This window comes from Streptomyces silaceus (genome assembly GCF_001419745.1).
Taxonomy (GTDB): Bacteria; Actinomycetota; Actinomycetes; order Streptomycetales; family Streptomycetaceae; genus Streptomyces; species Streptomyces silaceus.
Genome location: NZ_LIRJ01000427.1, coordinates 1 through 12802 on the forward strand (window position 1 = coordinate 1; position 12802 = coordinate 12802).

The window sequence follows — 12802 nt, forward strand, 5'->3', positions numbered from 1 at the left end:
CCGCTCCCCCGTGTCGAAGACGTGCCCGACCGCCCCCGAGGGCAGCCCCTTCACGGCGGCGACGTGGTGCGCCTCGCCGAGCAGCGAGGTCAGCGCGGCGCACGCGCTGTAGGCGGGCCAGGGCTGGAACTCCCGGCTGAGCAGCCCGAAGTACACGCCCTCGTCGTGCACGGGCGGACCCGCGGACCAGAACTGCCGCTGATTGCACGCCGCGAGCCCCTCCACCATGGAGCGGACCAAGTACCTTGCCTGCACGGCCTGTTGACCCGCGTCGAGGTCCCGTCCCACAGTTGCAGCGCCTCCGGGGTGGCCGACGCGGCGCGGGCCGAGGCGAGATGGCGGGTGTAGCGGTAGGCGTCGCGCAGGTCGGCGGGCAGGGGCAGCGAGGCATCGGTCATCGCCCACTCGGGGGCGGGCGAGACCACGTCGAGCGAGGTCAGGCCGTGGCGACGCAGGGTGCGGGTGATGCGGTCGTAGTGCGCGGTGGCGTACGCGCCGCGCCGCGGCTCGGTCGCCGCCGCGACGCCCAGGTCCGCCTTCATGCTCGTACGCCGGTCCATGCCCATGCCCCTCAGAAGACACGGCCGGACCCGTGGCGGGCGTCCTGCGCGCGGGTGGTCCGTCCCGGATTCCGTGTCCGGGGCGGGGATCACCCGTGGGGCGGATCGGACCCTGATGCCGGCCCCGAGAACCAGTGGGCGCCCGCCCCACGAGGGAGCCCCGCCGCGACGGGGGAGACACGGCGGGGCTCACCCATCAGGTGCCCGCTCTGACGCGGGTCACACTCACGTATCGCACCTCTTTGCGAATGGGGCGCCGATCAGCGCGCACCCCGGCATCGGATCAGGGCGTCTCCCACCATCGAGGGGCCTGGTCGTCTGGCTCGTCCGGACTCGCGAAGTGGAAGGGAACCCCGAACAGTTCGGCCAGTTCAGCGCCGATCCGGCGCGCCTCCACGGCCTCCGGCCAGGGCGGCACCTGCCCGTTGAGGATCCGCAGGTCGCCGCCCTCGCGGAGGGTGGCGAGACAGAGGTCGCGGGGCGGCGCGGCGGAACCAGAACCGCAGGGCGCGCCGGGCACGGCAGACGCGGCGGACCCGGCCGGGAACACCGCGACGACGTCCACCATCCAGCCCCGTGTGTCCCCGTCCCAGAGCGCCTCGATCGCCAGCGGAGGCTCCGGCTCCGCCCTGATCAGCCCGGCCAGGTCGGCCACCGTGGGGCGGGGCGGCGGCACGATGCGGTCGGCGAGCGCCTGGTGGCGCGAGGCCACCACGTCCTGGCAGTCCCGCAGACCGGGGCGCGGCATCACCGCGCCCGGCGCGACCCCGCCGCCCTCCGCGAACGCCTCCCAGATCTCCTTCATGGCCACCACCATGCGGTCCGCGAGCACGAGCTCGTCCACGCGCTCCCGCACGGCCGGCGGCAGCGCGTCCCAGATCCGGGCGGTCCCTGTGTCCATCGCCCCATTACACCCCGCCGCCCTCCGCAGGTCCTCGGCGGTCCTGTCAGTGCCGCGCAGTACGGTCCGGTCATGGCAACCCGTATCGATCTCACCCTCGACTGCGCGGACGCACGGCTTCTGAGCGCGTTCTGGAAGACGGCGCTCGGCTACGTCGACGAGCCCCCGCCCGCCCCCTTCACCACCCGCGAGGAGTGGCTCGCGAGCTTCGACCTGCCCGAGGACGACACCGCGGACGGCGGGGCGTGGCTCTGCGACCCGGAGGGCCACGGGCCGCGCCTGTCCATCCTCACGGTTCCCGAGCCGAAGACCGCGAAGAACCGCCTGCACATCGACGTCCGCGTGCCGGGCCACGGCAGTGCCGACGAGCGCTGGGCGCGCGTCAAGGAGAAGGCGAGGCGGCTCGTCGCGGCGGGCGGCAGCGTCATCGCCGAGTTCGACGGCCATCACGTCGTGATGGCCGACCCGGAGGGCAATGAGTTCTGCGTCGCGGCGGACAAGCCGCCCGCCTGACCGTTCACCTCACACGTCTTATGCGCCTCACGCGTCGCACGCGATCGGACGGCTCAGGGGCCTCAGGCGTAACTCCGCTTCCCCCGCCGGTACGCGATCTCCCCCAGCACGATGTCCACCGCGAGGAACACGGCCAGCGGGACGCCGAGCAGCGGCACGAAGTAGCCGAGCACGGCGATCGCGGCCATCGCCGGTACGAGGACGTACGGCGGTACGTCCCGCCACGCGCCGCGCGGCAGCGGGCGGCCGAAGGAGGGGCCGCGGCCGCGCTGCCACCACATCCGGTAGCCCCACACGATCAGCAGGACGAGGCAGAGCGCCAGCGCGGCGAGCACGATCTGGTTGGCCAGGCCGAAGAGGGTGCCGGTGTGCGCGTCGATGCCCCAGCGGGTCACCTTGGCGAGCAGCGGGAAGTCGTCGAACCGCAGGACGTCGGTGACCTCGCCGTTCGCCGGGTTCACGGCCACGGAGTCCTGCTTCTCCGGCCAGCTGCGCCCGATCTGCCGGACGACGTACGCGGACGACGCGTCGGCGGGCGGCACGATCTCCACCGGGTTCGAGAGGCCCTTGTCACGAGCGGACTTCAGGACGGCGTCGAGCCCGACGCCGACCGCGTCCCCGGACCCCGCGGACCCGGACCCCGCCGCCCCGCCGTGACCGGCGTGCTCGCCTCCCGAGCCCGCCCCGGCCGCGCCGCCGGGCGTGACGCTCGCCGAGACCGCGGGCGTGGTCTGGCCGACGGCCTCACGGAGGTCGCCGATGCTCTCTCCCGCGTACGTCGACCAGGTCAGGCCGGTCGCCGACAGGACGAAGAGGCCGAGGGCCGCCCACACGCCGACCGAACCGTGCAGGGTGAGCGTGCGGCGGCGGCCCGTCGCGCCGCGCACCTTCCGCTGTGCCCTGCGCCGCGCGAACCACAGGACGAGGCCGCCGCCCGCGATCACCCACAGCCAGCTCGCGGCCAGTTCGCTGTAGAGCCGGCCCGGCTCGCCGAGGTGCAGATCGCGGTGCAGCTCGTCGATCCAGGTCCGCAGCGGCAGGGCGCCGCCCGAGCCGTACTGCTCCAGCGCCCCGCGCACCTCCCCCGTGTACGGGTTCACGAAAACGGCGAGGGTCCGGTCGTCGTCGACGCCGGGCACCTCGGACAGCAGGACGCGCGTGGTGTCGCCGTCCTCCGGTGCGGGGCGGACCGCGCTGATCGTGCCCTCGGGGTGCGCGGCGCGGGCCGCGGCGACCTGCCGGGCCAGGGGAAGTTCATGCTTGTCCGAGGCGACGGGGACGCGGAGTTCGTCCGCGTACACGATCTTCTCGGCCTGGAAGGAGCCCGCGTACAGCAGGCCGGTCACGGCGGCGACCAGCAGGAACGGTGCTATCAGCACGCCGGCGTAGAAGTGCAGGCGCAGGACCAGCGGGCGCAGGGACGCCCAGCCGGAGCGCCGGCCCGCGGTGCGGTCCTCCGGTGTCCGGTCGTGCTCCGGAGGACCGGCCGGCTCTGTCGGCTGTGGCCCGTCGCCTTCGGCGAGGACGGTGGGTTCGGCGGGCATGGGGCGGTCTCCTGGCTCTGCTGGTTCGACGGGGCCGCGGTCCGGTGTCAGCCGGACCGGTCCAGGAGTCGGCCGGATCGACCGTCGAGTTCCCGCCACCTCCTGTGGCGTGCGTCACAGGAGGTGGCGGGAACGGGCACCCTCTCAGTCCGTGGCCGGCACCCCCGACCGTCGCCTGATCGTCTCGACGATCGCGGAGAAGTCCCGCGCCGCGCCCTCGCCCGCGGCGAACTCCTCGTACAACCGGGCGGCCCGCAGACCGAGTTCGGCGTCCACCCCGGCGGCGCGCGCGGCACCGGCGGCCAGGCCGAGGTCCTTGGCCATGAGGGCGGCGGCGAAGCCGGGGCGGTAGTCGCGGTTGGCGGGGCTCGTGGGGACGGGGCCCGGCACGGGACAGTTGGAGGTGAGCGCCCAGCACTGTCCGGACGCGGTGGAGGCCACGTCGAACAGCGCCTGCGCGGACAGGCCGAGGCTCTCGCCGAGCACGAAGGCCTCGCTGACGGCGACCATGGAGATGCCGAGGATCATGTTGTTGCAGATCTTCGCCGCCTGCCCGGCACCGGCGGCCCCGCAGTGCACGGCCTTCTTCCCCATGACGGCGAGGAGGGGTTCGGCCTCGGCGAACTCGGCCGCCCCTCCGCCCGCCATGAAGGTGAGCGTGCCCGCCTCGGCCCCGACCACTCCGCCGGAGACCGGGGCGTCCAGGGCGCGGTGCCCCGCGACGGCCGCGGCCTCGTGGGCGAGCCGGGCGTCGGCGACGTCGATGGTGGAGCAGTCGACGAACAGCGTGCCCGGGGTGGCGGCGGCGAGCAGCCCTTCGTCGCGGTAGAGCGCGAGGACGTGCCGTCCCGCGGGGAGCATGGTGATCACCACGTCGGCTTCGGCTGCGGCCTCCGCGGCCGAGGCGGCGCGGACGACCCCGCTCTTCTCCGCGCCGGTCAGCGCTTCGGCGGACAGGTCGTGGCCGAGGACGCGGTGGCCCGCCGCGGCCAGGTTCGCGGCCATCGGGCCGCCCATGTGGCCGAGGCCGATGAAGGCGATGGTCCTGCGCACGGCGTCGGAAGTCTCCTCGTCGGGACGGCCGGTGGTCTGCGTGTGCGTCGTGGTGCCGTCGGTCGTGTTCACCACGCCTGCTCCTGTCCCGCGCGGCCCGCGGCCAGCGCGAGTTCCTGTGCGCCGAGCGGCGCGAAGTAGCGGTCGACGTCGACGTCGGAGACCTCGGTGAACGTGCCGGGGTTCCAGCGCGGCGAGCGGTCCTTGTCGATGACCTGGGCACGGATGCCCTCGGCCAGGTCGGGGGCGGTCAGGGCCGCGCACGACACGCGGTACTCCTGGTCCAGCACGGCTTCCAGCGAGCCGAGTCCACGTGCGCGGCGCAGGGACGCGAGCGTCACCTTGAGTGCGACGGGCGAGCGGGAGAGCAGCGCCTCGGCGGCTTCCTTCGCCGGCCGCGAGCCGTCCGCGAGGAGGCGGGCCATGATCTCCTCGACCGTCTCCGCGGCGTAGCAGTGGTCGATCCAGGGCCGCTCGTCGGCGAGCGGCCCCGGCGGCGCGTCCCGCACGTACCGTGCGAGTACGTCGCGTACGGGCGCCCCGGCGAGGTCGGCGATCAGGGCGGGGAGCGAGGCCGACGGTACGAAGTGGTCGGCGAGCCCGCACCTGAGCGCGTCGCCCGCCGTCAACTGTGTTCCGGTCAGGGCGAGATGGGTGCCGAGCTCGCCGGGCGCCAGGCCCAGGAGGTACGTGCCGCCGACGTCGGGCACGAAGCCGATGCCGGTCTCGGGCATGGCGACGCGGGAGCGTTCGGTGACCAGGCGGACGCTGCCGTGCGCCGAGATGCCGACGCCACCGCCCATCACGACCCCGTCCATGACGGCGACGTACGGTTTGGGGTAGCGCGCGATGCGGGCGTCGAGGCGGTACTCGTCGCGCCAGAAGGCGCGTGTCGCGTCACCGGTGCCCGTGGTGACGTCCTCGTGGATGGACCTGATGTCGCCGCCCGCGCACAGGCCGCGCCCGCCCTCACCGGTGAGGACGACGGTCTCGACGGCGGGGTCGCTCTCCCAGGCGGTCAGTGCCGCGTCGATGCGGCGGACCATGGCGTGGGTGAGGGCGTTGAGGGCCCGGGGACGGTTGAGGACGATGTGGGCGGCGCGGCCCTCGACACGCAGGAGGACGGGGTCGTCGCCCCTCCCGAGGAGGGGGTCCTCGGCGGTGCTCATCGGACCGCCTCGGTCAGACCGCGGGCCACGATCAGGCGCATGATCTCGTTCGTTCCTTCCAGGATCTGGTGGACCCGCAGGTCCCGGACGATCTTCTCGATGCCGTACTCGCTCAAATAGCCGTAGCCGCCGTGCAGTTGCAGGGCGCGGTCGGCGACGGAGTAGCCGGTGTCGGTGGCGAACCGCTTGGCCATGGCGCACAGCTCCGGGGCCCGCGGGTCGTCCCGGTCGAGGGCGTCGGCGGCCTGACGGACCAGGGCGCGGGCCGCGGACAGTTCGGTGGCCATGTCGGCCAGCCGGAACCGCAGCGCCTGTGCGTCCAGGAGGCGCGCGCCGAACGCCTCGCGGTCGGCGAGGTGGGCCACGCTGCGGTGCAGGGCGCTCTGCGCGCCGCCGAGCGAGCAGGCGGCGATGCCGAGGCGGCCGCCGTTGAGGCCGGTCATGGCGATGCGGAAGCCCTCCCCCTCGGCGCCGAGCCGTCGGTCGGCGGGGACGCGCACGCCGTCGAGGACGACCTGGCGGGTGGGCTGGGCGTTCCAGCCCATCTTGCGTTCGTCGGCGCCGAAGGAGAGGCCGGGGTCGTCCCGTTCGACGACGAACGCGCTGATGCCGCCGGGCCCTTCCTCGCCGGTGCGGGCCATGACCACGTACACGTGCGAGGCGCCCGCCCCGGAGATGAACTGCTTGACGCCGGTGAGGACGTAGTCGTCGCCGTCGCGTTCCGCGCGGGTGCGCAGCGCGGCGGCGTCCGACCCCGCGCCGGGCTCGGTGAGGCAGTAGCTGCCCAGCGTCTCGGCCGCGCACAGGCCGGGCAGCCAGCGGGCGCGCTGGTCTCCGTCGCCGTACCGGTCGATCATCCAGGCGACCATGTTGTGGATGGAGAGGTATCCGGCGATGGAGGGGCAGCCGGTGGCCAGGGCCTCGAAGACGAGGGTGCCGTCGGTGCGGCCGAGGCCGGAGCCGCCGTGCTCCTCGTGGACGTAGACGCCGCCGAGGCCCAGCGCGGCGGCCTTGCGCAGCACGTCCACGGGGAAGTGCTTGTCGCGGTCCCAGGCGACGGCGTGCGGGGCGAGGTGCTCCTCGGCGAAGTCCAGGGTGACCTCGGCGAGGGCGAGTTGGTCCTTGGTGAGGGTGCCGGTGAGCGGGGTCATGGCGGTCATCCCATCGTCGGGATGGTGAAGCTCGCGCCTTCCCTGGCTCCGGCGGGCCAGCGCGAGGTGACGGTCTTGGTGCGGGTGCAGAAGCGGACGGCGTCGGGGCCGTGCTGGTTGAGGTCGCCGAAGCCGGACCGCTTCCAGCCGCCGAAGGTGTGGTACGCGACCGGGACCGGGATGGGGACGTTGACGCCGACCATGCCGGCGCCGACGCGGCGCGAGAAGTCCCGTGCGGTGTCGCCGTCCCGGGTGAAGAGGGCGACGCCGTTGCCGTAGGGGTGCTCGGTGGGCAGGCGCAGTGCGCTCTCGTAGTCGGCCGCGCGGGCCACGCACAGCACCGGCCCGAAGATCTCCTCGCGGTAGATCCGCATGCGCGGCGAGACCCGGTCGAAGAGGGTGGCGCCGGCGAAGAAGCCGTTCTCGTGTCCGGGCAGGGTGAAGTCGCGTCCGTCGACGACGAGTTCGGCGCCTTCGTTGACGCCGATGTCGACGTAGCGGCGGACGCGGTCGAGTGCCTCGCGGCTCACCAGCGGCCCGAAGTCGGCGTCGGGGTCGTCGGAGCGGCCGATGCGCAGGTCGGCGACGCGTTCCTTGAGGCGGGCGACGAGCGCGTCGCCGGTCTCCTCGCCCACGGGGACGGCGACCGAGACGGCCATGCAGCGCTCCCCCGCCGAGCCGTATCCGGCGCCGATCAGCGCGTCCACGGCCTGGTCGAGGTCGGCGTCCGGCATCACGATCATGTGGTTCTTGGCGCCGCCGAAGCACTGGGCGCGCTTGCCGTGCGCGGCGGCGGTGGCGTAGATGTGCGCGGCGATCGGGGTGGATCCGACGAAGCCGAGCGCCTGGACGCGCGGGTCGTCCAGGAGGGTGTCGACGGCCTCCTTGCCGCCGTTGACGACGTTCAGGACACCGGGCGGCAGGCCCGCCTCCAGGAAGAGTTCGGCGAGCCTGAGCGGCACGGACGGCGCGCGTTCGGAAGGCTTGAGGACGAAGGAGTTGCCGCAGGCCAGCGCGGGTGCCATCTGCCACAGCGGGATCATCGCGGGGAAGTTGAACGGAGTGATCCCGGCCATGACGCCGAGGGGGACGCGCAGGGAGTGCACGTCGATGCCGGTGCCGGCGTTGTCGGTGAACTCCCCCTTCAGCAGGTGCGGGATGCCCGCGGCGAACTCCACGACCTCCAGGCCGCGTTGCAGGTCGCCGTGGGCGTCGGCGACGGTCTTGCCGTGCTCGCTGGACAGCAGCCGGGCCAGCGAGTCCCGCTCGCCCTCGACGAGTTGGAGGAAGCGCAGCAGGACGCGGGCGCGCCGCTGCGGGTTCCACTCGCCCCACGCGCGCTGCGCGCCCTCGGCGTCGGCGATCGCCTCGGCCGTCTCCGTACGGCCGGCCAGCGGGACCTGGGCCTGCACGGAGCCGGAGTTGGGGTCGTACACGTCACCGAAGAGCCCGGAGGCCCCGCGCACGTGCTTGCCGGAGATGAGATGAGTCAGTTCACGGACCATGAGAGCCTGCTCTCGTCAGGTGAGATCCGGGGATGGCACGGCGGACCGGCGGCCGGGCCCGTCGAGGGGCGCGGCCGGGGATGCCGTGGGACGCGAAGGCCTAGGAACCGTCGGGGAGTCGAGTGCGGGCGGTGGCCGCCGCGCGCTCCGCCGGATCACCTGGGTCGTGGGTACGGACCGGTGCCATGCGTGTCTGCTCCATCCTCGTGGACAACACGGAACACCCCGCGGCCGGTATCCTGACTCCCGGATCGGCGTGCGTTCTCCCGCCTTCCCGACGGGACTTGTCCGTCAGTGGCGTATCGCTCGGCGAGAACGCACTCCCCGGTCACAGTGGCGGGACCGCGCCGGATTCACACCGGCTTCCCTGCACCGCGGGCTCTGTTCACGAACATATAGTTGGACGTCCTAGTAAGTCCACCCCGCCTTCCCCGGCACCGGGTCGACATCCGCGGGCCACCTGCGTGACCTTCGACGGGTATACGCTGACCACTGCAGCTGGTTCGCCCTGCCCGCCAGGCAGGCGCGTCGCAAGAGGGAACCCGGTGGGAATCCGGGACTGCCCCGCAGCGGTGAGCGGGAACGACCGCCGTCACACGCACTGGGACCGGAGAGCCGGTCCTGGGAAGCGACGGCCAGTAGGTGTCCGCGCCTTCCTTCGAAGGCGACGGGCGGGCCCGCGAGTCCGAAGACCTGCCCGTTGCCCGTGCGCGACCGATCGCGCACGGAGATCTCGGTGACCTCGAGGGCGGGTCGGCGTACACATCGGGCGGACGGCCGCGCGCACGGCGCCGGTCCACTCCCCCGACGCGTCACACCCTTCGCGCCTCCGTCGCCGCCGGGATCGGCACAGACACGCTCGCGAAGGAGAGTTCCGTGACATCCCAGTCCGCAGCCGCGGCAGTGCGCGCCACCGTGTACGGCTACCCCCGCCAGGGCCAGAACCGCGAACTGAAGAAGGCCGTCGAGGGCTACTGGAAGGGCCGGGTCGGCGCCGATGAGCTGCGGGAGACCGCCGCCGCGCTGCGCCGCACCGCCTGGCGCCACCTCGCAGACGCCGGCCTCCACGAGGTGCCGACCGGCGACTTCTCGTACTACGACCACGTCCTGGACACCAGCGTGATGGTCGGCGCGGTCCCCGCCCGGCACCGTGCCGCCGTCGCCGCCGACGCCCTCGACGGGTACTTCGCGATGGCCCGCGGCACCCAGGACGTGGCGCCGCTGGAGATGACCAAGTGGTTCGACACGAACTACCACTATCTCGTCCCGGAGTTGGGGCCCGACACCGTCTTCACCGCCGACTCCGGCAAGCAGGTCGCCGAGCTCAAGGAGGCGCTCGCGCAGGGGCACACCGCGCGCCCGGTCCTCGTCGGCCCGGTCACGTATCTGCTGCTCGCCAAGCCGGCGCCCGGCGTGGCCCCCGACTTCGAGCCGCTGACGCTCCTGGACCGGCTGCTCCCCGTGTACGCGGAGGTGCTCGCCGACCTGCGCGCCGCGGGCGCCGAGTGGGTCCAGCTGGATGAGCCGGCACTCGTCCAGGACCGCACCCCGGCCGAACTGAACGCCGCCGCGCGCGCCTACCGCGACCTCGGCGCCCTCACCGACCGGCCCCGGCTGCTCGTCGCCTCCTACTTCGGCAGGCTCGGCAAGGCCCTGCCCGTGCTCGCCAAGGCGCCGGTCGACGGCCTCGCCCTGGACTTCACCGAGTCGGCGGCCGGTCAGCTCGACGACCTCGCCGCCGTCGGCGGGCTGCCCGGCAAGCTGCTGGTCGCGGGCATCGTCAACGGCCGCAACATCTGGCTCAACGACCTGGAGAAGTCCCTCGGCACGCTGGGCACCCTCCTCGGCCTCGCGGACCGGGTCGACGTCTCCGCGTCCTGCTCGCTGCTGCACGTACCGCTGGACGCGACCGCCGAGCGCGACATCGACCCGCAGATCGCCCGCTGGCTGGCCTTCGCCCGGCAGAAGACCACCGAGATCGCCACGCTGGCGCGCGGACTGTCCCAGGGGCACGGCGCCATCACCGCCGAACTGGCCGCCAACCGCGCCGATCTGGCGTCCCGGGCGGGTTCGGCGCTCACCCACGATCCGGCGGTCCGCGCCCGCGTCACCGCCGTCACCGCGGCCGACGCCCGCCGCGCCCACTCCTACCCGGAGCGCGCGAGCGCCCAGCGGGCCCGCCTCCGCCTGCCGCAGCTGCCGACGACCACCATCGGCTCCTTCCCGCAGACCACCGAACTGCGCACCGCCCGCGCCGACCTGCGCGCGGGCCGGGTGGACATCGACGGCTATGAGGACCGCATCAGGGCGGAGATCCAGGAGGTGATCTCCTTCCAGGAGAAGGCGGGCCTGGACGTCCTGGTGCACGGCGAGGCCGAGCGCAACGACATGGTCCAGTATTTCGCCGAGCAGCTCACCGGCTATCTGGCCACGCAGCACGGCTGGGTCCAGTCGTACGGCACCCGCTATGTGCGCCCGCCGGTGCTCGCCGGCGACATCTCGCGGCCCGAGCCGATGACGGTGCGCTGGACGTCGTACGCCCAGTCCCTCACCAGCCGGCCCGTCAAGGGCATGCTCACGGGGCCCGTCACGATGCTCGCCTGGTCCTTCGTCCGCGACGACCAGCCCCTCGGCGACACCGCGCGCCAGGTCGCCCTCGCCCTGCGCGACGAGGTGAACGACCTGGAGGAGGCGGGCACTTCGGTGATCCAGGTCGACGAGCCCGCGCTGCGCGAGACGCTGCCGCTGCGCGCCGCCGACCAGGCCGCCTATCTGGACTGGGCGACGGAGTCGTTCCGGCTCAGCACCAGCGGCGTACGCCCGGACACGCAGATCCACACCCACATGTGCTACGCGGAGTTCGGGGACATCCTCAGGGCCATCGACGCGCTGGACGCCGACGTCATCAGCCTGGAGGCGGCCCGCTCGCACATGCAGGTCGCGGACGAACTCGCCACGGGCGGCTACCCCCGCGAGGTCGGCCCCGGCGTGTACGACATCCACTCGCCACGCGTGCCCGGCACGGCGGAGGCGGCGGCCCTGCTGCGCAAGGGACTTGAGGCGATTCCCGCCGACCGGCTGTGGGTGAACCCGGACTGCGGGCTCAAGACCCGTGGCTGGGCGGAGACCAGGGCGTCGCTGGCGAGCCTGGTGGCCGCGGCCCGTGAAGTACGGTCGGAACTGCCCGAGCCCACTGCCTGACCCCATCTCCCCTGCCGGGGCGGCCACTTGAGGGGGTCGCCGCCCCGGCAGGGGCACCAGGGGTGCCGCAGAGGCACACCGCCGTACGACATCCCGTCACACGAAGGACGGCAGCAGCGCGTCAGGCGCGGGATCAGCGAGCGCCACGCCGTCATCGACCGGCTCGGCCTGCTCCAGCAGTTGCGGGCGGAGTGAGGGACGGCGCGGACCGCGCCCGCGCGTGGTGGGCGAGGGCCAGATGCGGGTCCCGTTCACCGGCGGCGGGCGCGGGATCCGCGTGGACCAGGGCCGCGGTCAGCCGGGGCACCGCGTGGAGCAGCGCGTGCTCCGCCTCGACCGCGATCCGGTGCGCCGCGCCCACGTTCAGCGAGCCGTCCACGACGACCGCGACCTCGGCCCGCAACCGGTGGCCGATCCACCGCATCCGCAGCTCACCGACCTCCCGTACCCCGGGCACCTCCAGCAGCGCCCGTTCGGCCGCGTCGACGAGCGCGGGATCGACGGCGTCCATGACGCGCCGGAACACCTCGCGGGCCGCGTCGCGCAGGACCAGCAGGATCGCCGCCGTGATGAGGAGCCCGACCGCGGGATCGGCGAGCGGTACGCCGAGGGCGGCACCGCCCGCGCCCAGGAGCACCGCCAGCGAGGTGAATCCGTCGGTGCGGGCGTGCAGTCCGTCGGCGACCAGCGCGGCCGAGCCGATCTCCCGGCCGACGCGGATGCGGTAGCGGGCCACGCCCTCGTTGCCGACGAAGCCGATGACGGCGGCGACCGCCACCACCGGGACGTGGCGCATGTCCTCTGGTTCAAGCAGCCGTTCGACGGCCGTCCAGGCGGCGAACGCGGCGGAGGCGGCGATGGTGAGCACGACGACGATCCCGGCGAGGTCCTCGGCCCGGCCGTACCCGTACGTGAAGCGGCGCGTCGCGGCCCGCCGCCCCAGGACGAACGCGATGCCGAGCGGCACCGCGGTCAGGGCGTCGGCGGCGTTGTGCTCGGTGTCGCCGAGCAGGGCGACGGAGCCGGACACCACGACGACCGCGGCCTGCGCGAGGGCCGTCACGCCGAGCACGACGAGCGACACCCACAGCGCCCGCATCCCGCGCGCCGAGGTCTCCAGCGCGGTGTCGACCTTGTCGGCGCTGTCGTGCGAATGCGACGTGAACAGGTGCCGGAGACGGTGCCAGGGGCCGGAGGGGTGGGGG

Annotated in this window: 10 protein-coding genes and 2 riboswitches; of the genes, 2 read left to right on the top strand and 8 right to left on the bottom strand. The window is 73.6% G+C overall.

From position 1 onward, the window contains the following. Positions 1–228 (bottom strand): hypothetical protein (locus tag AOK22_RS32410; RefSeq protein WP_055702286.1); only part of this gene is annotated, 228 nt, incomplete at its 3' end. A gap of 615 nt (positions 229–843) precedes the next feature. Then, positions 844–1461: a hypothetical protein gene (locus AOK22_RS32415; RefSeq protein ID WP_055702287.1), complete on the bottom strand. Its 618-nt coding sequence runs from the start codon at positions 1459–1461 to the stop codon at positions 844–846. 72 nt (positions 1462–1533) lie between these two features. On the opposite strand from AOK22_RS32415, the gene AOK22_RS32420 reads away from it, so the two are divergent. Further along, the gene (locus AOK22_RS32420) at positions 1534–1974 is read left to right on the top strand and encodes a VOC family protein (protein ID WP_055702288.1); all 441 of its coding nucleotides are present in this window, start codon (positions 1534–1536) and stop codon (positions 1972–1974) included. Between the two features lie 62 nt (positions 1975–2036). Here the strand turns inward: AOK22_RS32420 and AOK22_RS32425 are convergent, their stop codons facing one another. The 5 genes from AOK22_RS32425 to AOK22_RS32445 all read right to left on the bottom strand — a co-directional run bounded on the left by AOK22_RS32425 (position 2037) and on the right by AOK22_RS32445 (position 8396). Beyond that, the gene (locus tag AOK22_RS32425) at positions 2037–3518 is read right to left on the bottom strand and encodes a PepSY-associated TM helix domain-containing protein (protein WP_055702289.1); all 1482 of its coding nucleotides are present in this window, start codon (positions 3516–3518) and stop codon (positions 2037–2039) included. Positions 3519–3662: 144 nt separating this feature from the next. Further along, a complete protein-coding gene (mmsB, locus tag AOK22_RS32430) occupies positions 3663–4646 on the bottom strand; it encodes a 3-hydroxyisobutyrate dehydrogenase (RefSeq protein WP_279617101.1) in 984 nt (327 codons plus the stop codon). Next, positions 4640–5740 (bottom strand): enoyl-CoA hydratase/isomerase family protein, encoded by a 1101-nt coding sequence (locus AOK22_RS32435; protein WP_055702290.1) that lies wholly within the window; start codon positions 5738–5740, stop codon positions 4640–4642. The genes mmsB and AOK22_RS32435 overlap by 7 nt, the downstream gene beginning before the upstream one ends. Then, the gene (locus AOK22_RS32440) at positions 5737–6891 is read right to left on the bottom strand and encodes an acyl-CoA dehydrogenase family protein (RefSeq protein ID WP_055702295.1); all 1155 of its coding nucleotides are present in this window, start codon (positions 6889–6891) and stop codon (positions 5737–5739) included. Before AOK22_RS32440 ends, AOK22_RS32435 begins: the two co-directional genes overlap by 4 nt. 5 nt (positions 6892–6896) lie before the next feature. Next, entirely contained in the window at positions 6897–8396 is a 1500-nt protein-coding gene (locus tag AOK22_RS32445) for a CoA-acylating methylmalonate-semialdehyde dehydrogenase (RefSeq protein ID WP_055702291.1), read from the bottom strand. 212 nt (positions 8397–8608) lie between these two features. Next, positions 8609–8788: riboswitch (cobalamin riboswitch) on the bottom strand. A 90-nt stretch (positions 8789–8878) separates the two neighbouring features. Continuing rightward, a riboswitch (cobalamin riboswitch) is annotated at positions 8879–9111 on the top strand. A 161-nt stretch (positions 9112–9272) separates the two neighbouring features. Here AOK22_RS32445 and metE point away from each other — a divergent pair. Then, positions 9273–11597: a 5-methyltetrahydropteroyltriglutamate--homocysteine S-methyltransferase gene (gene metE / locus AOK22_RS32450; RefSeq protein ID WP_055702292.1), complete on the top strand. Its 2325-nt coding sequence runs from the start codon at positions 9273–9275 to the stop codon at positions 11595–11597. Positions 11598–11748: 151 nt separating this feature from the next. On the opposite strand, the gene AOK22_RS32455 is transcribed toward metE, so the two are convergent. Next, positions 11749–12802: cation diffusion facilitator family transporter (locus tag AOK22_RS32455; RefSeq protein ID WP_055702293.1), on the bottom strand; the 1054-nt coding region annotated here is incomplete at its 5' end.

Excerpts from the sequence above, each read along its gene's own strand:
- AOK22_RS32445 (WP_055702291.1), bottom strand. The coding sequence starts at position 8,396 with ATGGTCCGTGAACTGACTCATCTCATCTCCGGCAAGCACGTGCGCGGG.
- AOK22_RS32425 (WP_055702289.1), bottom strand. The coding sequence starts at position 3,518 with ATGCCCGCCGAACCCACCGTCCTCGCCGAAGGCGACGGGCCACAGCCG.
- AOK22_RS32440 (WP_055702295.1), bottom strand. The coding sequence starts at position 6,891 with ATGACCCCGCTCACCGGCACCCTCACCAAGGACCAACTCGCCCTCGCC.
- AOK22_RS32435 (WP_055702290.1), bottom strand. The coding sequence starts at position 5,740 with ATGAGCACCGCCGAGGACCCCCTCCTCGGGAGGGGCGACGACCCCGTC.
- AOK22_RS32420 (WP_055702288.1), top strand. The coding sequence starts at position 1,534 with ATGGCAACCCGTATCGATCTCACCCTCGACTGCGCGGACGCACGGCTT.
- AOK22_RS32415 (WP_055702287.1), bottom strand. The coding sequence starts at position 1,461 with ATGGACACAGGGACCGCCCGGATCTGGGACGCGCTGCCGCCGGCCGTG.